At 66.0% G+C, this 20,211-nt stretch carries 22 protein-coding genes and 1 tRNA gene; 14 read left to right on the plus strand and 9 right to left on the minus strand.

Features of this window, described 5'->3' with window-relative positions:
• Positions 1-88 precede the first annotated feature (88 nt).
• The 4 genes from pcaD (at position 89) to AYJ57_RS06000 (ending at position 2,927) form a co-directional block, all read left to right on the plus strand.
• Positions 89-889 (plus strand): 3-oxoadipate enol-lactonase, encoded by an 801-nt coding sequence (pcaD, locus tag AYJ57_RS05985; RefSeq protein ID WP_066102585.1) that lies wholly within the window; start codon positions 89-91, stop codon positions 887-889.
• Positions 889-1,608: an alpha/beta fold hydrolase gene (locus AYJ57_RS05990; protein ID WP_066102588.1), complete on the plus strand. Its 720-nt coding sequence runs from the start codon at positions 889-891 to the stop codon at positions 1,606-1,608. The genes pcaD and AYJ57_RS05990 overlap by 1 nt, the downstream gene beginning before the upstream one ends.
• A gap of 3 nt (positions 1,609-1,611) precedes the next feature.
• A complete protein-coding gene (locus tag AYJ57_RS05995) occupies positions 1,612-2,442 on the plus strand; it encodes a hypothetical protein (protein WP_066102590.1) in 831 nt (276 codons plus the stop codon).
• A 194-nt stretch (positions 2,443-2,636) separates the two neighbouring features.
• On the plus strand, positions 2,637-2,927 hold the full coding sequence (locus AYJ57_RS06000) for an ArsR/SmtB family transcription factor (protein WP_066106741.1): 291 nt from the start codon (positions 2,637-2,639) through the stop codon (positions 2,925-2,927).
• Between the two features lie 21 nt (positions 2,928-2,948).
• On the opposite strand, the gene AYJ57_RS06005 is transcribed toward AYJ57_RS06000, so the two are convergent.
• From AYJ57_RS06005 to AYJ57_RS06015, 3 genes are all read right to left on the minus strand, one after another.
• Entirely contained in the window at positions 2,949-4,844 is a 1,896-nt protein-coding gene (locus AYJ57_RS06005) for an acyl-CoA synthetase (RefSeq protein WP_066102593.1), read from the minus strand.
• A gap of 147 nt (positions 4,845-4,991) precedes the next feature.
• Complete coding sequence (locus tag AYJ57_RS06010; protein WP_066102596.1) at positions 4,992-6,791, minus strand: ABC transporter transmembrane domain-containing protein; 1,800 nt, start codon at positions 6,789-6,791, stop codon at positions 4,992-4,994.
• Positions 6,792-6,916: 125 nt separating this feature from the next.
• Positions 6,917-6,990, minus strand: a tRNA-Gly gene (locus AYJ57_RS06015).
• A 140-nt stretch (positions 6,991-7,130) separates the two neighbouring features.
• Between AYJ57_RS06015 and AYJ57_RS06020 the strand changes: the two genes are divergently transcribed.
• Positions 7,131-7,535, plus strand: coding sequence for a DUF2177 family protein (locus AYJ57_RS06020; protein WP_066102599.1), 405 nt, complete (start codon positions 7,131-7,133; stop codon positions 7,533-7,535).
• Between the two features lie 38 nt (positions 7,536-7,573).
• On the opposite strand, the gene AYJ57_RS06025 is transcribed toward AYJ57_RS06020, so the two are convergent.
• The 3 genes from AYJ57_RS06025 to AYJ57_RS06035 are packed head-to-tail and all read right to left on the minus strand — an operon-like array spanning position 7,574 to position 9,513.
• Complete coding sequence (locus tag AYJ57_RS06025) at positions 7,574-8,311, minus strand: SDR family NAD(P)-dependent oxidoreductase (protein WP_066106743.1); 738 nt, start codon at positions 8,309-8,311, stop codon at positions 7,574-7,576.
• A gap of 12 nt (positions 8,312-8,323) precedes the next feature.
• A complete protein-coding gene (locus AYJ57_RS06030) occupies positions 8,324-8,959 on the minus strand; it encodes a ChrR family anti-sigma-E factor (protein WP_066102601.1) in 636 nt (211 codons plus the stop codon).
• Positions 8,956-9,513, minus strand: a complete 558-nt coding sequence (locus AYJ57_RS06035) for a sigma-70 family RNA polymerase sigma factor (RefSeq protein ID WP_066106746.1) — start codon at positions 9,511-9,513, stop codon at positions 8,956-8,958. The genes AYJ57_RS06030 and AYJ57_RS06035 overlap by 4 nt, the downstream gene beginning before the upstream one ends.
• A 327-nt stretch (positions 9,514-9,840) precedes the next feature.
• Here AYJ57_RS06035 and AYJ57_RS06040 point away from each other — a divergent pair, with 327 nt between their 5' ends.
• The 4 genes from AYJ57_RS06040 to AYJ57_RS06055 all read left to right on the plus strand — a co-directional run bounded on the left by AYJ57_RS06040 (position 9,841) and on the right by AYJ57_RS06055 (position 13,576).
• Positions 9,841-11,133 carry an NAD(P)/FAD-dependent oxidoreductase gene (locus AYJ57_RS06040; protein ID WP_066102604.1) on the plus strand — a complete coding sequence of 431 codons (1,293 nt, stop codon included), beginning with the start codon at positions 9,841-9,843 and terminating at the stop codon, positions 11,131-11,133.
• Complete coding sequence (locus AYJ57_RS06045; RefSeq protein WP_157373986.1) at positions 11,130-11,906, plus strand: DUF1365 domain-containing protein; 777 nt, start codon at positions 11,130-11,132, stop codon at positions 11,904-11,906. Before AYJ57_RS06040 ends, AYJ57_RS06045 begins: the two co-directional genes overlap by 4 nt.
• The gene (locus AYJ57_RS06050) at positions 11,903-13,078 is read left to right on the plus strand and encodes an SAM-dependent methyltransferase (protein ID WP_066102608.1); all 1,176 of its coding nucleotides are present in this window, start codon (positions 11,903-11,905) and stop codon (positions 13,076-13,078) included. The genes AYJ57_RS06045 and AYJ57_RS06050 overlap by 4 nt, the downstream gene beginning before the upstream one ends.
• A 147-nt stretch (positions 13,079-13,225) precedes the next feature.
• On the plus strand, positions 13,226-13,576 hold the full coding sequence (locus AYJ57_RS06055; RefSeq protein WP_066102610.1) for a hypothetical protein: 351 nt from the start codon (positions 13,226-13,228) through the stop codon (positions 13,574-13,576).
• Between the two features lie 18 nt (positions 13,577-13,594).
• Here the strand turns inward: AYJ57_RS06055 and AYJ57_RS06060 are convergent, their stop codons facing one another.
• Genes AYJ57_RS06060 through AYJ57_RS06070 form a run of 3 tightly spaced genes read right to left on the minus strand, consistent with a single transcriptional unit; the run spans position 13,595 to position 15,295 of the window.
• Entirely contained in the window at positions 13,595-14,254 is a 660-nt protein-coding gene (locus tag AYJ57_RS06060; RefSeq protein WP_066102613.1) for an SOS response-associated peptidase, read from the minus strand.
• Between the two features lie 40 nt (positions 14,255-14,294).
• Positions 14,295-14,840: an rRNA large subunit pseudouridine synthase E gene (locus tag AYJ57_RS06065; RefSeq protein ID WP_066102616.1), complete on the minus strand. Its 546-nt coding sequence runs from the start codon at positions 14,838-14,840 to the stop codon at positions 14,295-14,297.
• Positions 14,840-15,295 carry a nucleoside deaminase gene (locus tag AYJ57_RS06070; RefSeq protein ID WP_066102619.1) on the minus strand — a complete coding sequence of 152 codons (456 nt, stop codon included), beginning with the start codon at positions 15,293-15,295 and terminating at the stop codon, positions 14,840-14,842. The genes AYJ57_RS06065 and AYJ57_RS06070 overlap by 1 nt, the downstream gene beginning before the upstream one ends.
• 516 nt (positions 15,296-15,811) lie before the next feature.
• Here AYJ57_RS06070 and AYJ57_RS06075 point away from each other — a divergent pair.
• From AYJ57_RS06075 to AYJ57_RS06095, 5 genes are all read left to right on the plus strand, one after another.
• Entirely contained in the window at positions 15,812-16,600 is a 789-nt protein-coding gene (locus tag AYJ57_RS06075; protein ID WP_066106752.1) for a pseudouridine synthase, read from the plus strand.
• A 132-nt stretch (positions 16,601-16,732) separates the two neighbouring features.
• The gene (locus AYJ57_RS06080) at positions 16,733-16,927 is read left to right on the plus strand and encodes a hypothetical protein (protein ID WP_066102622.1); all 195 of its coding nucleotides are present in this window, start codon (positions 16,733-16,735) and stop codon (positions 16,925-16,927) included.
• Between the two features lie 88 nt (positions 16,928-17,015).
• Positions 17,016-17,849, plus strand: coding sequence for a hypothetical protein (locus tag AYJ57_RS06085; RefSeq protein ID WP_066102625.1), 834 nt, complete (start codon positions 17,016-17,018; stop codon positions 17,847-17,849).
• A gap of 233 nt (positions 17,850-18,082) precedes the next feature.
• Positions 18,083-18,982: a 5-bromo-4-chloroindolyl phosphate hydrolysis family protein gene (locus AYJ57_RS06090; protein WP_066102626.1), complete on the plus strand. Its 900-nt coding sequence runs from the start codon at positions 18,083-18,085 to the stop codon at positions 18,980-18,982.
• Positions 18,983-19,005: 23 nt separating this feature from the next.
• Entirely contained in the window at positions 19,006-20,208 is a 1,203-nt protein-coding gene (locus AYJ57_RS06095) for a toxic anion resistance protein (protein WP_066102628.1), read from the plus strand.
• Positions 20,209-20,211: the final 3 nt, after the last annotated feature.

Raw genomic sequence — 20,211 nt, forward strand, 5'->3', positions numbered from 1 at the left:
GCATTGTGCCCCCCTCTCCGGGCCGGTTCCCTTCCCTCCGGCGATGCCCTTCGATAGGGTCGCCGCGACCATCTGAAAGGGCCTTCACATGCAGATCGCAGACCTCGGCGACATCCGCCTGCACTACCGGATCGACGGCCCCGAAGACGGCGCGCCGCTGGTGTTGGCAAACGCCCTCGGCACCGACCTGCGGCTGTGGGATCCGCTGCTCCCGCATCTGCCCGAGGGCCTGCGTATCCTGCGCTACGACATGCGCGGACACGGCCTCTCGGACTGCCCGGAGCCGCCTTATTCCATGGGCGCTCTGGTCCGCGATGCCGAACGACTGATGGAGCTAACCGGTTTCAAAGACGCGGTTTTTCTCGGCCTTTCGCTGGGCGGCATGGTCGCACAGGGGATCGCGGCAAAGCGCCATGACCTTGTGCGCGCGGCGGTCTTGTCGAACACCGCCGCCAAGATCGGCACCCGGCAGATCTGGCAAGCCCGCATCGCCGAGGTGGAAAAGCGCGGCGTCACGGCGGTGGCGGATTCGGTGCTGGAACGCTGGTTCACCCGCCGGTTCCGCGCCAGCCCCGAGTTCCGCCCGTGGCACAACATGCTGACCCGCACGCCCACCAAAGGCTATATGGGCTGCGCCGCCGCCATCGCGGGCACCGATTTCATCACCCCCACCTCCGGCCTCCGCCTCCCCGTGCTCGGCATCGCCGCCAGCGAGGACGGCTCCACCCCGGCCGATCTGGTGCGCGAGACGACCGACCTGATCCCCGGCTCGCAGTTTGCGCTGATCCGCGGCGCCGGGCATCTGCCCTTCGTCGAGAAACCCGCGGAATATGCGAAGGTTCTCAGCGACTTCCTGAAATCCCAAGGCCACATCGGGGGGCACATCTGATGGCACAGTTCCTGTTGATCCACGGCGCGGCGCATGGCGCATGGTGCTGGCGCGACGTGATCCCGGCGCTGGCCGACCGAGGGCATGAGGCCCGCGCCATCGACCTTCCCGGCCACGGCGAAGACACCACCCCGCACCAAGAAGTGACCCTGCAGAGCTACGTGGACGCGATCACCGCAACCCTGCGCGAGATCGGCCAGCCGACGATTGTCGTCGCCCATTCCATGTCCGGCGTTCCCGCCACGCAGGCCGCCGATCTGCACCCCAAGCTTTTCGCCCGCCTCGTCTATCTCTGCGCCTTCCTGCCCGGGGATGGCGACAGCGTCACCAGCCTCAGCCGCGCGTGGCCGGACCAGCCGCTGAACGAGGCGATCCGCCGCGACGAAGGCGGCGTGACCTTCCACTTCGACCCCGCAATGATCCGCGAGAAATTCTACCACGACTGCCCCGAGGCGCTGGTGAAACGCGCGGCCCGCCATCTGACGCCGCAGCCGATCCTCACCCAGAAACAGCCCGTCACACTGACGGGCCGCGCCGAACAGGTGCCGCGCAGCTACATCGTCTGCGCGCAGGACGTCGCGGTGCCGCCCGATCACCAGCGTTCCATGGCGTCGGTCTTGCCAAGAGAGGACGTCTACGACATGAGCAGCGCGCATTCGCCCTTCCTGTCCGACCCTGACGGCCTCGCCGCTCTTCTGGACCGTATCGCCCGGAGCTGACCCATGTCCGCCACGCCTTTCGACAGCACCCATCTGCACCGCCTCTTTCCAGCCGGAGACCTCGCGAAACTCTTCTCCGACAGCGCCGAGATCCGCGCACTGATGATCGTCGCCGGGACGCTGGCGAAGGTGCAGGGCGAGGCAGGGCTGATCCCCGAGACCGCCGCCAAGTCGATCCATCGCGCAGCGCTCGAGTTGCAGATCGATCCCGCCGGGCTGGCACAGGCCACCGCCGCTTGTGGAAATGTGGTGCCGCCGCTGCTTGAGGCCTTTGCTTCGCTGATGCAGGCCCCCGACTACGCGCAATATCTTGGACAGGGCGCACGCCCCGAGGACCTGCAGGATTGCGCGCTGGCGCTGCGTCTGCGGCAGGTTCTGGCGCAGTTCGCAACCAGCCTCGACGGGCTTGATGGCACGCAGGACCTGCGGGAGGAACTCCCGGCGCTGCGGGACGCCCTGCTCTGCGTCAGCTTGGGTGGTGAGAACGCGGAAATTCTGCGGCCCGCACTTGCCGAGGCGCTCAACCTCGGCGCGCAGGGCTGGGGCGCGGACCGGCGGCCGCTGCGTGATCTGGCGGACTGGGGCGCACGGCTGGTCCAGACGCTTACGGCGGGCACACCGGACGATGCCCCGCTCGCGGCGCTTGCCGTCCAAGTCGGTGCCCTCTCAACCGCGCTCGGCCAACAAAGCCCGGAAAACGCACGGCCTGCACCAGTGCAGCGCCATCTGGAAAGCCTCACCCTGCCGCAACTCCTGCTCGCCTGCGGCGCGGCCATGCGGCGGGCGCATGCGTTTGCCGAAACAGCTGGCAAAACACCACCTGTGGGAGAGTAATCCCCGCGCAGGACTTGCGAGACTTGGCCATTCGCAGTACCAGAAATCGACCCGCCAGACGGTTTTCCCGCTCAAGCTAGGTTCCGGCCCGCCGCACACTCGTTTTCTGCGGCGGTTGCCCTATATTCTCATTGTTATCTTAAAGAGGCCTAAGACAGGTGACCGAAGACACGCTCAGCCCCCCGCCCGAGGAAATGGCAGACAACGCGCGCAACGCCGCGGCTTTCCTCAAGACGCTGGCCCATGAGGGCCGGCTTATGATCCTGTGCCATCTCGGTTCGGGAGAGCGCTCGGTGGGCGAACTCGAAGCCCTGCTCGGAATGCGCCAGGCCGCGGTGAGCCAGATGCTCGCGCGTCTGCGCGAAGAAGGGCTGGTCAACACGCGCCGCGAAGGCAAGACGATCTATTACAGCCTCGCCACCGAAGACACCGCGCGGGTGATCGGGCTGCTCTACGAGATTTTCTGCGCGAAAAGCGACTGCTGAACGCCGGGCGGAGCGCTTTTTTCAGCCCTCCGCCTCTTCCTCCTGCCAATCCCACGGACGCGCGTAGTGGCCAAGGCATTGCGTCACAGCCGTGTCGCTTGCCCCATTGCGCTCTAGCCGCGCGACCAGACCGCGGCGGCGATCATCCTCGACGTAGGAGACGCGCGCCGACACCCCATCGCGCTCCAGCGCCGCGTCATAAACGCGGGTGATGGCCTGCTTTCGCAACTCGGGCTTGAAGACCTTGCCGACACCGGTCTTGGGCAGCTCGGGCAGGATTTCCAGATATTTGGGCCAAGCGGCACGCTCGTGGATGTGCACGCGCGCATGGGCCAGAAGGTCCTCTTCGGTGACCTCCGCCCCCGCCACCAGTTCCACATAGGCGCAGGGAAGCTCGCCCGCGTGATCGTTCGGCTCGCCAATCGCGGCAGCCACCGCGACCGCGGGGTGGCGCATCAGCGCGTCCTCGATCTCGGCGGGGTCGATGTTGTGCCCGCCGCGGATGATGATGTCCTTGGCGCGTCCGGTGATCCAAAGATAGCCCTCTTCATCGAGCCGCCCCAGATCGCCGGTCCGCAGGTAAACGCCGTCGTGGTAGAGACCCTCGTTGCGCTCTGTGTCGGTATATGTCCCGCCCGGAATGACACCGGGGTTGGAGACGCAGATCTCGCCGATTTCGTCGACGCCACATTCGCGCGGCCCGGCGTCGGTCTGCTGCACGATCTTGACCTTCGTATAGGGCAGCGCAAAGCCGACCGATCCGACCTTTTTCACCCCTTTTGGCGGGTTCACCGAGACAAGACAGGTCGCCTCGGTCAGCCCGTAGCCTTCGCAGATCGTCACCCCCGCGGCGCTTTCAAAGCGCTTGAAGAGTTCCGGCGGCATCGGCGCCGACCCCGAGAAGGCGTATTCGACGGTCGAGATATCCGCGTCCGCCTTCCGCTGCATCAGCGCAGAAACGGCGGTGGGCACGGTGATGATGAAGGTGATCTTCCAGCGCGCGCAGAGCTTCCAGAAATTGTCGAACACCCCCTCGCCGCGGTAGCCCGCGGGCGTCGGCAGCACCATATGCGCGCCTGAGGCGATCGCCGACATCACCACCACCTCAGAGGCGAAGACATGGAACAGCGGCAGCGGGCACATCACGTTGTCGGTCTCGCGGAACAGCAGGCGCGAGCCGAGCCAACCGTTGTAAAGCATCCCCGACAGCTTGTGCTGCGCGACCTTGGGCATGCCCGTGGTGCCGCCGGTGTGGAAATAGGCGCTGACCCGATCCCCTGTGGCCGGGACGAAGGTGAGCTCCGTCGACTGGCGCCGCATCTCCTCGTGAAAGCAGCGAATGTCGGCGTGATGAATGTTGAGCAGCTTGGGGCGCAGCAGCGGCACCAGCCAGCGCTTTGGCGCGGTGAGGTAGCGGTTAAGATCCACCTCAAGCACGGTGACCACCCGCGGCGCATGGCGGCAGGCCTCGGCCAGCTTCTGCGCGATATCGGTCTTGGGGAAGGATTTCAGCGTGACGACAACCCGCGCCCCGGTCTCGCGCAGGATCGCGGCGATCTGCTCAGGCTCAAGCAGCGGGTTGATTGGCGCGACGATCCCGGCAGTGGCCCCGCCTAGCAATGTCACCAACGCCTCGGGGCAGTTGGGCAGCACCATGGCGACGACATCGGTCTCGCGGATGCCCAAGCTGCGAAAGAGGTTGGCCGCCTGATTGCTGCGCTCGAGCAGCTGCGACCATGTGAGGGTCGTCGCCGGGTCGGTTGGACCAGACTGCAGTTGGAAACTCATCGCCGGACGGTCCGCATAACGCTCTGCGGTCTGCGCGAGGCAGGCGTGCAGGGTTTCCGGCAGGGTCCGCTCGGACCACGGTTTCTCGGCCTCGATCGCGTCGCGATCGGCTGGCGTGATGAATTGCATCACCGCAATCCTCCTCCCCTCGCGGTGCCGGCGCGATGCGCCGGAACACCAGTTTCAAGCGTGGGAAGAGCGACCTCCTCCCGCAAGGGCTGCGCCAATAGCACGGCTCCTGCGGGTCGCAAAGCCCACAGTTACGCCACGGCAGGATTACTCGGCGGCAACACCGTCGGTGAACTGCAGCCGCGCCAGCCGCGCGTAAAGCCCGCCCTCGGCCACCAGCGCATCATGCGCACCCTGCGCGACAATCCGACCGTGGTCCATGACAACGATCCGGTCGGCCTTCTTCACCGTGGCCAGCCTGTGCGCAACGATGATGGTGGTCCGCCCTTCGGCCAGCGTATCCACCGCCTGCTGCACGGCCCGCTCGCTCTCGGCATCCAGCGCAGAGGTCGCCTCGTCGAGCAGCAGCACCGGCGCGTCGCGCAGGATCGCGCGCGCGATGGCCACGCGCTGCTTCTGCCCTCCCGAAAGCATCACGCCGCGCTCGCCCAGCCACGTGTTATAGCCGTCGGGAAGCCCCGTTAGGAAATCATGCGCCGCAGCGGCACGGGCCGCCGCCTCGACCTCGGCATCGGAGGCATCGGGGCGCCCGAAGCGGATGTTGTCGCGCGCCGAGGCGGCGAAGATCACCGGGTCCTGTGGCACCAGCGCGATGTGCTGGCGGAAGGCATTTCGGCTCATCGCGTCCACCGGCACACCGTCGAGCAGCACACGCCCGCCATCGGGATCATAGAACCGCTGGATCAATTGCACGATGGTGGTCTTGCCAGCGCCCGAAGGGCCGACGAGCGCCACCGTCTCACCCGGTTTGATGGCCAGATCAATGCTGTCGAGCGCCTTGACGCCGGGCCGCGCCGGATAGGTAAAATCGACGCTGTCAAAGGTGATCTCACCGCGCACGGTCGAGGGCACGGGCAGCGGCTGCGCCGGGTCGTTCACCGTATCCTCGGCCTGCAGAAGCTCCACCAGCCGCTCTGTCGCCCCGGCAGCGCGCTGCAACTCGCCGAAAATCTCGGACAGCGCCGCCACGGCCCCCGCGACCATCACCGAGTAGATGACAAATTGCACCAGCGCCCCGGCGCTCATCTGCCCGGCGCGCACATCAATGGCCCCGGCCCAGAGCACGCCGACGACGCCGGTGAACACCAGAAAGATCACGATCGCGGTCATCAAAGAGCGGGTCCAGACGCGGCGGCGGGCGGCGTCGAAGCTCTTTTCGGTGACCTCGGCGAAAGCCTCGCGGCTGATCGCTTCATGGGTGTAGCTCTGCACCGTCTGCACCGCCGACAGCGCCTCGGCGGCATTCCCCGACGAAGCCGCGATCCAGTCCTGGTTCTCGCGGCTGAGTTTGCGCAGGCGGCGGCCCAGCGTGAGGATCGGCACGATCACCACCGGCACGATCAGCAGCACCATGCCGGTGAGCTTGGCCGAGGTGAACAGCATCAGGGTCAGCCCGCCCGCAAAGAGCAGCAGGTTGCGCAGCGCGATCGACACCGACGAGCCGATCACCGACAGGATCAGCGTGGTGTCGGTGGTGATCCGGCTGAGCACCTCACCGGTCATGACTTTTTCGTAGAAGGCGGGCGAGAGGCTGATCACCCGGGCAAAGACCGCCTTGCGGATATCGGCCACCACGCGCTCTCCCAGCCGCGTGACCAGCCCGTAGCGCAGCGCGGTGCCAATCGCCAGAAGCGCGGCGATCCCGAGCGCCGCCATGAAGTAGCGGTCCAGCAGCGCGCCATCCTCGACGCCGAAATTGTCGACCACCCGGCGCACGGCCAGCGGCAATGTCAGCGATACGGTGGCGGTGGCGATCAGCGCGAGGATCGCGGCAACCATCAGCCCCCGATAGGGCCGCATGAACGGCCACAGGGCGGCCAGAGAGCCGAGTTTACGGGATTTCTCACGATCGTCCTGCACGGTGGCAGCCGGGTTTCCGTGGGCCATGGCCCCTCCTTTGTCTGCAGCACGGTATTGGGCCTGCAGGCGCCCCCCGTCAAGCGACGCGCGCCACGCAAAGACATGACGACAGCCGAAAGACGGGCCGATACATTCATTTTCCGGGGAGGGGATGGAGCGGGCGGCGGGAATCGAACCCGCGTCATTAGCTTGGAAGGCTAAGGTCTTACCACTACACAACGCCCGCGTAGTGGGCGGAGAGATATTGCAACCGATCGGCCCGGTCAACCGCCCCCGCGCGGCTTTTGCAGGATGCCGCCACGTTTTGTGGTGATCCGTTCCGGGGGCCGCCGCGTATCAAAGGGGTACAGCGCAAAAGGACCCCACATGCAGACGCTCATCCTCTACGCCGTGACCGCGGCCGTGTTCCTCGGGCTCGACATGCTCGGGCTGCGTTACCTGATCCGCCCGGTGTTCGAGCGTCACGTCGGCCACCTTCTGGCAGAGCCGTTGCGCCTCGGCCCGGCTGCGGGCTTCTATCTTGCGTATGTCGTCGGTGTGCTGTTCTTCGTCTCGCTGCCCGCCCTGCGCGACGGGGCACCGCTGCAGGCGCTCTGGACCGGCGCGTTGCTCGGGCTCATGTGCTACGGCACCTACGAGATGACCAATTTCGCCACGCTCGCCGACTGGAGTTGGGAGCAGGTGATCGCTGACTGCCTCTGGGGTGGTGTGCTGACCGGCGTCTCGGCTTGGATCGGCGTCGCGGTGATCTCGGCAGTCTTCGGGAAATAAACTGAAGCCCTCCCGTTGGGGGGAGAACCGGGAGGGCTTCAGCCCGCGAGGCGTTCCGTGAGTCGCAGCGCCAGCGGATAGGGCAGGACACGCAAAAGCTTCAACACATAGGTAAAGCGCTTCGGGAAATGGATTTCGAAGCCACGCCCTGCCATGCCCTTTGCGATGTCGCGCGCAGCCTCTTCGGGCTCGATCATCGCGGGCATGTTGAAATCGTTCTTGTCGGTGAGACGGGTGCGCACGAAGCCGGGGCAGACAAGCCGAACGTCAATCGCCGGCGCAAGTTCAACCTTCAGCGTCTCGGCAAGGTTGATGATCGCGGCCTTCGTCGCAGAATAGGCCTGTCCCTTCGGCAGCCCCACGTATCCTGCGACCGAACCGAAGAGCACCAATTGCCCGCCCTCTTTGAGCACTTTCGGCGCGCTCTGCGCCACCAGCAGCGTGCCGGTCACATTCACCTGCACCAGTTTGGCGGTCTTTTCGCGGTCCAGATCGACGACCCGCGCCGGATCGTAGAGCGCGGCGGTACAGACCATCGCGTCAAGGCTCTGGCCCAGTTGCGCCACGGCAGCGTCCAGTGTGTCGGGCTCGGCAAGGTCAAGCGGCAGCACCTCGGCGCCGCCGCAGTCCTCCGCCAGCTTGCGCAGCGCGTCCTCGTCGCGGGCGGAAAGCACCAGCCGCGCGCCCTGCCAGGCAAGCTCATGCGCCAGCGCCGCGCCGATGCCGGAGCTGGCGCCGATGATCCAGATGCGTTTGCCGTCAAAGGAGCTGGACATGGTCATCCCCGCCTAGATGCGGAACAGCGGCTGCAGCAGCCGCGGGATCATTGCGTGGAACCGCAGCGGCGCGTCGGTCGCGGCAAGGCAGATGCAGGGCGCCTCGTCCCCGGCCATCGGCTGGTGATCCACATCGTCCTGCGCCACCTCGACATCGCCGACGGCAAAGCGGCCCTCGCTGTCCGAAAAGCTGCCCTGCAGCACCAGCGTCAGTTCCAGACCATGGTGGCCGTGCTCGGGAACGGCGCGGCCGCGCGGGATGTAAAGCAGGCGCAGCGAGCCCTCCTCGTCGGCGCTGAGGATCTGCTGGCGGATGCCCCCGCCCAGCATCTTCCAGCGCGGCGGCTGCCCTTTCAGCGCCTCCATAACAGGAGCGGGAAAGACACCAGACCCGCGCTGCGGCGGTGTGGGCGTCGGCGTCGCGTCAAGCGCGGCGAACAGGCGGGCGCGGGCGTCGCTCGACACATCGGCGGGCGCGAGCCCGTCAAGCAGAGCGCCGCCCACGGCGGCTTCGGCTTCGACAACGCTGCGGCAGTCATCGCACAGCGAGACATGCGCCGCGATCACCACCGCGAAAGGCTGCGGCAGCGTCCCGGCGGCATAGGCGCGAAGCATCTCCTCGGGGATATGATGGGTGATCTTGCTCATTGCGGTCTCAGGTCAGTGAGGTCACGCCGCAGGCGGTCGAGCCCGAGGCGGATACGTGATTTGATCGTCCCCAGCGGCAGGCCGGTGATCCGGCTGATCTCGCTGTGGGGCAGCTCTTCCATATACGCGTGACGCAGCGCCTCGGTCTGCTCGGGGCTGAGCTTCTCCAGCGCTTCGCGCAGCTGCTGCGATTCCTGTTCAAGCGCGAGGATCTGCGGCGCATCGGGCTCGCCGCTCTCGGGCTCCTGCATCAGTTCGGGCTCGGGCAGCGGTTTGCGGCGGTAAAGGTCGATCTGGCGGTTGCGGGCGATGCGATAAATCCACGCCGAGGCTTCGGCGCGGTGCGGATCGAATTGCGCGGCCTTGTTCCAGACCGACAGCATTACGTCCTGCACCACATCCTCGGCGCTGCCATCCCGCAATCCGCCCCGCATCAACATCGCTTTGAGCCGGGGCGCGAAGAAATCGAACAGCCGCCCGAACGCCTCGCGATCACGCTGATCGCGCACGGCCAACAGCCAGCGCGTCTGTTCGGAGGTCTCGGTAGGCGTCACACGGGTCTCCTTTTTCGGCGTGCCGCTCACCGCAACAGAGACGACGCCGTCGGTATCGAAGGCGTCGGATGGGTCGTGCGATATGAGGCGGCCATCAAGAGACATGTAGGGGTTACGCTGCGGGATGCGACCCGGATCACCGCCGGTCTGAATTTTTTCGCGAATTTTTCGCCCCGCAGCGATGCAGGCGCCCGAAAGCCGACACGCACGGTGGCGACCACTTCTTGGCGCACACAAAAAATTCCCCTCGCCTCAAGTCTTTGGTGATCCATTTCAAAGACCCGTGCGTAACATATTCAAGTTTACCTAAGTCCGCGGGAGGTTTGCGTGGCCCTTGACCTGTCTTTTGGAGTTCCCCAGCGCGTTGCCGTGATCGGCGGCGGCATCTCGGGTCTCGCCACAGCATGGCTTTTGTCGCAGCGCTGCCGCGTGACGCTTTATGAGGCCGCGCCGCGCCTTGGCGGCCATGCCCGCACGGTGACGGCGGGGCTCTATGGTGATCAGCCGGTAGATACGGGCTTTATCGTCTTCAACTACGCCAACTACCCTCATCTCACCGCGCTCTTCCGCGATCTCGACGTGCCGGTAGAGCGCAGTGACATGAGCTTTGGCGTTTCGCTGCATGGCGGGCGGTTGGAATATGCGCTGCGCTCGGGCAATGCGCTGTTTGGCCAGCGCAGCAATATCGCACGCCCCGGCTTTTACGCGATGATCCGCGACATCCTGCACTTCAACCGCCACGCCGAGGCCAAGGCCGAGAGCCATCCGCATCTGTCGATCGCCGGACTGGTCGAGGCGCTGGGGCTGGGGAACGCCTTCCGTGACCGCTATCTCTATCCGATCTGCGGCGCGATCTGGTCCACGCCCTCGGCCAAGATCGGGGATTTTCCGGCGCAGGCGCTGATGCGCTTTCTGCGCAACCACGCGCTTTTGTCCGCCGGGAACCAGCACCAATGGTGGACCGTCTCGGGCGGCTCGCGCAGCTATGTCGAGCGGCTGACCGCGGCGCTTGAGGCGCGGCAGGTCTCGCTGCGCCCCGGCACCCCGGTGTTGCAGGTCGAGCGGGACGAGAAACACGCCACGGTCATGACCGAAGGCCATGCCCCCGAGCAGTACGATCAGGTCGTTTTTGCCTGTCACGCCGACATGGCCCTGTCGCTGCTCGCCGAGCCAAGCAGCTCCGAGCAACGCGCGCTGGGGGCGGTGAAGTTTCAGGACAATCACGCGGTGCTGCACCGCGACACCCGCCTGATGCCGCAGCGCCGCCGATGCTGGAGCTCGTGGGTGTTCCGGACCGAGCCGGGCACCCCGCCCGATCAGCCCGTTGGCGTGACCTATTGGATGAACCGGCTGCAGAACATTCCCGACAGCGATCCGATGTTCGTCACGCTCAATCCGCAGCGCGATATTCCCGACGAGTTGGTCTACGACCGCAACACCTTCCGCCACCCGGTGTTCGACACCGCCGCGCTGGACGCGCAGAGCCGCATTGCCGCGCTGCAGGGCAAAAACCGAAGCTGGTACGCGGGAGCGTGGCTGCGCAACGGGTTCCACGAGGATGGCTTTGCCAGCGCGGTGCGCATCGCCCGGCAGATGCTGCCCGCGCCGGTGGCCGCATGAGCGAAAGCCTCGCAGACAGATTGGGCGCGGGCGAGATGCTGCATCTTCCGGCCCGCGTGACCCACGCACGGCGCGGCGGCATCCGCCATGCCTTCGTCTATCGCGTGGACTATCTGCTGCTTGATCCCGATGCGGTGCGCCCCCCGCGCCTGTTCTCGCGCAACCGCTTCAACCTCTTCTCGCTTTATGATCGCGACCATGGCGGCCCGCGCGGGGATGGCACCGGTGCCGCATGGGCGCGGCGCGTCTTTGCCTCGGCGGGGCTCGAAGGCGTGCGCGTGGCACTGCTGATGCAGCCGCGCTTTCTGGGCTATTGGTTCAACCCGGTCTCCTTTTGGCTTGCGCTGCGCGGCGACCGGCTGCTGGCGGTGATCGCCGAGGTGAGCAACACCTTCGGCCAGCGCCACAGCTACCTTTGCCATCACGCCGCCTTTGCCCCGATCTCTCCAGAGGATGAGTTGACCGCCACCAAGGTCTTTCACGTCTCACCGTTCCAAGATGTGCGCGGCACCTATCACTTCCGCTTTTCGATCACCGGGGCCGCCGCCGCGATCGGCATCCGCCAGATCGACGGCAAGGAAGGCCTCAAGGCCACAATGTCCGGTGACTTCTCTCCCGCCGGATCGGCCCGCCTGCTGCGCAGCGCGCTGCGCCGCCCGGGTGGCGCGATGCGGGTGATTATGCTCATCTACTGGAATGCACTACGTTTAAAATTGAAGGGAGCCGAATACCGCAAGCTCCCCGCACCGCCCGATCACGAGGTCAGCCGATGAACCTGCCCATCTCCGCGATGATGAAACGCCGCTTTCTGTCCACGCTCGAACAGATCGAGCACGGCCGCCTCACCCTGCTGACGCCCGAGGGCGAGCGGCATCATTTCGGCACCACCGGGCCCGAGGCGGATCTGCATATCCTCGACTGGTCCGTGCTGCCTGCGCTTGCCGCACGCGGCGAGGTCGCCATGGGCGAGAGCTATATCGCCGGTCTCTGGCACAGCAGTTCGCCCGAACGGCTGCTGCGGCTGGCGCTGGACAATCTCGATGCCTTCGAACGCTATGTGACGCCCGGCCCCCTCGCCCGGCTCAAGTTCCGGATGATCGACCGGGTGCTGCGCGCCAACAGCCTCAAGGGGTCGTCGCGCAACATTCAGGCGCATTACGACGTGGGCAACGAGTTCTATCAGCTCTGGCTCGATCCGGGGATGACCTACTCATCCGCGCTGTTTGCCGAGGGCGAAGGCGACACTGCACTGCCCGAGGCGCAGGACCGCAAGTACGACCGCATCCTCTCGCGGCTGAGCGACAGCCCCTCGGTGCTGGAGATCGGCTGCGGCTGGGGCGGCTTTGCCGAACGCGCCGCGCAGCAGGGGCGCAAGGTCACCGGCATCACGCTCTCGCCCAGCCAGAAAGGCTATGCCGATGCGCGGCTCGACGGGCGCGCCGACATCCGGCTGCAGGATTACCGGGCGGTGCAGGGGCGCTACGCCAACATCGTCTCGATCGAGATGATCGAAGCGGTGGGCGAAAAATACTGGCCGGTGTATTTCGCCGCGCTGAAGGACCGGCTGGCCGAAGGCGGCCGCGCGGTGCTGCAGGCGATCACCGTGCAGGACGCCGAGTTCTCGCTCTACCGCAAGCGCACAGATTTTATCCGGCAGCACACGTTCCCCGGTGGCATGCTGCCCTGCAACGCGGTGCTGACCCGCGAGGCCGCCAAGGCCGGTCTGGAGCTGCGCGAGAATTTCGCCTTTGGACAGCACTACGCCCGCACCTGCCGCATCTGGCGCGACAACCTTCTGCGTCAGCGCAAGCGGATCGAAGGGCTGGGCTATGGCGAGAGTTTCCTGCGCAGCTGGCAGTTCTATCTCGATGCCTGCGCGGCCACCTTCTCGACCGGGCGCACCGATGTGGTGCAGGTCGAATTGCGTCACGCGGGCGAGGCCTGACCCGCGCGGCGCGCCGGAATTTACCCTGCGGGGGCCGTATTTTCGCCTCACTCCATAACTAGCGATGACTCAACCCGCAGGGCCCCGCCCTGCCGTGGTTGATGAATGTCACAGTCGCGAGTCGCGCCCTATTCACGGAGCCTGAAGATGTTGTCCAAGATCGGAGCCTCCCTCCTTCTCCTCGCCGGAGCCGCAGCGCCGCTTGCCGCCGCCGAGCAGGAAGTACTGATGACGGGGCTGAGCTACTTCCCCGAGGATATCTATGTCTCGGTCGGCGACGTGGTTCATTTCGTCAACGCCTCCGAGGTGCCCATGTCGGCCACCGCCAGCGATGCCAGCTGGGACACCGGCGTTCTGCAGCCGGGCGAGGCCTATGCGCTGGAAGTGACCGATGGAATGCAGGGCGCCTTTGGCGACACCTACACCGCCGACAATACCGCCGCGGGCGTCATCGACTATGTGAACCCGGCCCCGCTGGAGCTGGAAAACAACTACTGATCCTGCGCGCGACCGGGCTCAGATCGGCTCGATCAGTTCTGGCCCCTCGGCGCGGTTCGAATTCACCTTGGGATCGACACGGTACATCCGCAGAGTGCCTTCGGGCGCCGCCTGCATAAGCGTTGCGGCGCCGTGCCCATCCTCGCCCAGCCACAGGCCCCAGTCCTTTTTCGAAAGGATCACCGGCATCCGGTGGTGCACCTTGGACATTTCCTCGCTCGCCGCGGTTGTGACGATAGCGCAGGTGCGGAAGGCCTGACCCTCTCCTTCCCAGTCCTGCCAAATCCCGGCGAAGGCCAGCAGGTCGTCCTCGGCCGGAGTGATGTACCACGGCAGGCGGCGGCCATCCTCGGTCTTGGTCCATTCGTAGAAGCCGCTGGCTGGCACGATGCAGCGCCGCGCGCGGCAAGCGGCACGGAAGGCGGGTTTCTCGGCAATCGTCTCGGCCCGCGCGTTGATCAGCAGCGGCCCGTCGTAAGGCGCCTTGTACCAATGCGGCAGAAAGCCCCAGCGCATCGCCCCAAGCAGCCGCGTCCCGCCGTCCGAGCGCACCACATGCACATCGTTGGTCGGACAGACGTTGAAATTCGGGACATGCGGCAAATCATTGCCGGGCATGGCCTCGAAGATCTTGGCCATGGCATCATCGGGAAGGGTGACTGCAAAACGTCCGCACATGGGGCTCAGAGTAGCGCGCCGGACGGGGCGCGCCAGTGCTTCAGACGTCGCGCCATTCGCCGGGAGGAATATCGTCGAGCGTCCATGTGCCGATCGCCCAACGAACCAGCCGCAGGCAGGGCAATCCCACATGCGCCGTCATCCGCCGCACCTGCCGGTTGCGCCCCTCGGTGATCTTGATCTCGAGCCAGCTGTCGGGCACCGATTTGCGAAACCGTACCGGCGGATTGCGCGGCCAGAGGTCGGGCTCGGGGATGCGCCGCACCTGCGCCGGGCGGGTCATCCCGTCCTTCAGCTCCACCCCTTTGCGCAGCTGCGCGATTTGCTCGTCGCTCGGCGCGCCTTCGACCTGCACGAGGTAGGTCTTGGGCTGCTTGAACTTCGGATGCGAGATCCGCGCCTGAAGCCGCCCGTCATCGGTCAGCACCATGAGCCCCTCGCTGTCGCGGTCGAGGCGGCCCGCGGGATAGACGCCGGGCACTTTCACATAGTTCGACAGCGTCTCGCGCGGGCTGCCCTCGGTGCCCTTGTCGGTGAATTGCGACAGCACGCCATAGGGTTTGTTGAGCAAGATCACGCGGGCCATCAGCCATCCCTCCGGGCAGCGAAAAAGTCTTTCAGCAGCGCCTCTGCCTCGGGCGCGGCGAGCCCGTCGTAGACCTCGGGCACATGGTGGCATTGCGGATGGGCATAGACCCGCGCGCCCTGCGCCACCCCGCCCGACTTGGGGTCGGATGCGCCGTAGTAAAGCCGCCGGATCCGCGCGAAGGAGATCGCCGCGGCGCACATCGGGCATGGCTCCAGCGTGACGTAGAGATCATGCTCAGGCAGCCGCTCGGACCCGAGCGCGGCGCACCCGGCGCGCAGCACGAGGATCTCGGCATGGGCGGTGGGATCGTTCAACTCGCGCGTGCGGTTGCCCGCCGTGGCCACGACCTCGCCTTTGGGCGAGACCAGCACGGCGCCCACCGGCACCTCACCGCGGGCGGCGGCGGCGCGCGCCTCAGCCAGCGCCAGATCCATATGACTGCGAAAACTCATGAGCGCCGGAGTAGCGCGAAGCGCGGCGCTTGGCGAGTCGGCTTCCCCCGGCGCGGGGGATGCAGTATGCGAGGATTCATGAGCAAACCCCCGTCGCGCCCCGCCAAACCCTCCGGCCCCAAGTCCCGTCCCAGCACGGGCGCGAAGGCTGGCCCGAATTCTGGCCTGAAATCTGGCCCTAAATCTGGCCCTAAGTCGGACTTCAAGTCCGGCCCCAAGTCTGGGGCGAAACCCGGCTACAAAGCCGGGCCGAAGGGGGATTTTGACGGCAGCGCGCGCGGCGGGAAACCGGGCGCAAAGCCCTTCGGCAAACCGAGCGGGAAACCCGGCGGCAAACCGAAAGGCCGTGGCATCGTGCAAGACGAGGCAAGCTATGGCGGTGGCCCCAAGGCGGGCCCCAAATCCGGGGCGAAGTCTGGGGCAAAGTCTGGCACCAGACCGCCCCCGCGCCGCGGCACCAAGGCAAGCGCCAAATCGGGCCCGGCCAGCAAGCCGGCACAGGTCCCCGCGGCTCCGATGGTGAGTGAGGATGGTCGCATCGCCAAGGTGCTGGCGCGCGCGGGCGTTGCCAGCCGCCGCGAGGCCGAGAAGATGATCGAAGAAGGCCGCGTCTCGGTGAACGGCAAGGTGCTGGAAAGCCCCGCGCTGAACGTCACCGCCAAGGACCGGATCACCGTCGATGGCGTGCCGCTCGCCCCGCCCGAAGCCCCGCGCCTGTGGCTCTATCACAAGCCCGTCGGGCTGGTGACCACCACCAATGACGAGAAGGGCCGCGAGACGATCTTTGACAAGCTGCCCGAGGATCTGCCCCGGGTGATGAGCATCGGGCGTCTCGACCTCAACTCCGAGGGCCTGCTGCTGCTGACCAATGACGGCGGCATCAAACGCCAGCTTGAACTGCCCTCGACCGGCTGGCTGCGCAAATACCGCGTGCGGGTGAACGGCGCGCCGACCGAGGACATGCTGAAGCCGCTGCGCGCGGGCATCGTGGTAGACGGTCAGGCATTCCAGCCCATGCAGGTGACTCTCGACCGGCAGCAGGGCGCCAACGCATGGCTGACCGTTGGTCTGCGTGAAGGCAAGAACCGCGAAATCCGCCGCGCCATGGCCGACATCGGACTGACGGTGAACCGACTGATCCGCGTCTCTTACGGGCCGTTCCAACTCGGCGAGCTGAAAACCGGCGAGGTGCAGGAACTGCGTCCCAAGGTGATCCGCGATCAGCTTGGCCTCGAAGGCGCCAAGACCGAAAAACCCGTGCCGACTCGGACCCGGCGCAAGGGACCGCCGAAAAGCAGGCAATAGGGCACCCAGCGGGCGGCTTCGCCAAAAAGCCGCCCACATCGCCTTAAGACGCCGTTAACGCTGGACTAAATTTCACGTATTGGGCCGGAATGCGCCCTCATTTCGCCCGCTTTCGGCGGCAGGTTGGGTGGCATGAGCACACTACTCGCCATCATGATCCTTGCCGCCACCACGTTTCTCCTACTTGGGAACCTCCGGGGTGTGGCAGCGGACACTTATCAGGCGCTGGCGGGAGCCACCGCCCGGACCCGTGACCGTGGACTGCTGATCCCGAGGCTGGCCTTCGCCGCCCTCTGGCTGCTGATCTTCGTGCTCGGATATTTCTGACCCCGCGACGCAGCCGCCAGACGGCAGACCAAGGACCCCTCCCCTCACGCAGCCTCGCCCGGCCTTGAACGGACCACGGAACATCCTCATGGCAAGACCCTCACGCAAACGCAGACAGAGCGCTTCCTCCGGGCCGCTGGATTCCGGCTTGGGCGTGCTGATGCTTGCCGCGTTCCCGCTGCTGATGCTGCTGTTCCAAGGGCGTCCGGAAACCACCTTCACCGGCCTGCTGATGCTGGTCATCTTCGCGCTGGCGGTCTGGCTGATCCACCGCGGCACGAAGATCGCCCGCGCCTTCGAGGCGGCAGAGACGGCCAAAGCACCCCGCCTGCCGCGCAAGATGCTCGGCTCGGCGCTGCTTGGCCTTCTGGTGGTGATTCTCGCGGGCCATCACTTCGTCTCGCTGCCGGTGCCGCTGGGTCTCGGCGTGCTGGGCTTCGGGCTGGGTGTCGCGGCCTTCGGCAGAGATCCGCTCACCAGTAAACAGGCCGCGGTGGAAGAGGACATGCCGCATCTGCGCACGCAAGAGACGCTGGACCGTATCGACGCCGCCATCGGGCTCGCCGTCGCGGATGTGGCGGCCCTCAACGATGCCGAGCTTAGCCGCAGGGCCGAAGCCCTGCGCAGCGGCGTCATGGGGTTGATGCAGGCGATTTCGCAGGACCCGCTGGCCGCACGACGCCTGCGCAAGCCCGTGGCCCGCTTTCTTGAGCTTCTGAGCAAGGAAAACGCGCGCCTGATCGAAGCATGGGGCACCAAGGACCGGATGAAGGCGCGCCGCCGCTATCTGGCGCGGCTCACCTCGCTGGGCGAGGCCTTCGAAGAGCGTCTGCGCAAGGCCGGAACCGAGCAGGGCCGCGATGCCTATGATGTCGAGGCAGACCTCCTCTGGAACCGCATGGTCGACAAGAACGCGGCCTGAAACGCCAATGTGATGGCCATGTTGTGCCGCTTGGTATGACTTCTCCCCAAACAAGAGCCGACCCAAGGGAACTCCCCCCTAGCAAGTGACCATCTAAGCGCATAAGTTCTTGGTGAACCGAGAGAGCTTGCGGGGGGCACCATGACCGACAAGGGCTTACGCAAGGTGGCCTATGTGCTGCTGATCGTGCTTCTTTTCGGAGTTACTTCCGGCTGGCTGGGAGGGCTCTGACCTTGGCACAACGCTACGGCGGCAAGTACAGTCCCGACGGGTCTTCCGACGATGCCGGCACCACCGACGAACGGCCGCTCTATCACGGAGCGAAGGTCGATCCGGTGGGCGCACGCTCGAATGTGCTCTTCGCCCCCCCGATCGTGCTGGCCGCGACCTCGCTGAACGATGGCGCTGCGGGGCTGGCTCTGGGCCTTGTCGGCGCGGGCATCCTGCTGCTTGGCGCGTGGCTGCTGCGCGATGGCCTGCGGGCGCAGGCCGCCTATGACGAGCGCAAGATCGCCCGCCGCCCTTCGATCCCGAGAAAGCTTTTCGCCGCAGCCTGCGCGGGCGTCGGGATCGGTCTCGCGGCCTTCAAAGCCGATCCGGGCCTTGTGGCACCGGTGCTCTATGGGCTGTCCGCTGCCGCGCTTCACGTGGGCGCCTTCGGGCTCGACCCGATGAAGCACAAGGGCATGGAAGGCATCGACACGTTCCAGCAGGACCGTGTCGCCAAGGTGGTGGACGAGGCAGAGGCCTATCTCAACGCCATGGAAGATGCGGTGCGCCGCGCGGGCGACCGGCAGGTCGAGGCGCGCGTGCAACGCTTCCACGCCAAAGCCAAGGACCTCATCCGCACCGTCGAAGAGGATCCGCGCGATCTGACCGCCGCGCGCAAATATCTTGGCGTCTATCTGATGGGCGCGCGCGACGCGGCGGTGAAATTCGCCGACATCTACAGCCGCACGCAGGATCGCGGGGCCAAGTCCGATTTCATGATGTTGCTGACGGACCTCGAGGAGAGCTTCGGCCAGAAGAACCGCAAGCTGCTGCTCGACAATAATGCCGACCTCACGGTCGAGATCGACGTGCTGCGCGACCGCCTTCAGCGCGAAGGCGTGCGGCTCAAAGAGCCTGAATGAGAGACAGATACGGAGGAAGTCCGATGTCCGAGAACGTAAGAGCCAAGGCCCAGCAGGAACTGGCTATGGTGGAAGAGGTGAATGCTGTGATCCTGCCCGACCCCAAGCCCGCGGATGAGGTGGAAAGCTATGAGGCCGCCTCGCCCGAGGTGACCGAAGAGATCCGCGCCCGCATGGACGAGATCGACATGGGCGACACCCAGTCCATCGTCTCCTTCGGCTCGGCGGCTCAGGCCGAATTGCAGGAGATCAGTCAGGCGATGCTGGCGGACGTGCGCAACAAGGACGTCGGCCCCGCGGGCGACAGCCTGCGCAACATCGTCACCACGATCCGCGGCTTCTCGGTCTCGGAACTGGATGTGCGCCGCAAGCGCAGCTGGTGGGAAAAGCTGATCGGCAAGGCCGCGCCCTTCGCCAAGTTCACCGCCCGCTACGAGGAGGTGCAGGGCCAGATCGACGGCATCACCGACAGTCTGCTGAAGCACGAGCACACGCTGCTCAAGGACATCAAATCGCTCGACCTGCTCTACGACAAGACGCTGACCTTCTATGACGAGCTGGCGCTCTACATCGCTGCGGGCCAGAAGAAGCTAGAGGAACTCGACGCCAACGACATCCCCGCCCGCGAAGCCGCCGTGGAGGCCGCCGCAGAGGATCAGAAGGTGATGAAGGCGCAGGAACTGCGCGACCTGCGTGCCGCGCGGGACGATCTGGAACGCCGGGTGCACGATCTCAAGCTGACCCGGCAGGTGACCATGCAGTCGCTGCCCTCGATCCGGCTGGTGCAGGAAAACGACAAGAGCCTCGTCACCAAGATCAACTCGACGCTGGTCAACACCGTGCCGCTCTGGGAGACGCAGCTGGCGCAGGCAGTGACCATCCAGCGCTCATCCGAGGCCGCCGCCGCCGTCCGCGACGCCAACGATCTGACCAACGAGCTGCTGACCTCCAACGCCAAGAACCTGCGCGACAGCAACGCCGCCATCCGCACCGAGATGGAGCGCGGCGTCTTCGACATCGAGTCGGTCAAACAGGCCAATGCCGATCTGATCGCCACGATCCAAGACAGCCTGCGCATCGCCGACGAAGGCAAGGCGCGCCGCGCCGCCGCCGAGAAGGACCTGCAGCAGATGGAAGCCGAGCTGCGCGACACGCTGGCTTCGGCCAAGGCGCGGTCGACCGGCACCGGCGACAACGCCGCCACTTCGGTTCCAGCGGGGTCGTGACCA

Source organism: Salipiger sp. CCB-MM3 (assembly GCF_001687105.1).
Taxonomy (GTDB): domain Bacteria; phylum Pseudomonadota; class Alphaproteobacteria; order Rhodobacterales; family Rhodobacteraceae; genus Salipiger.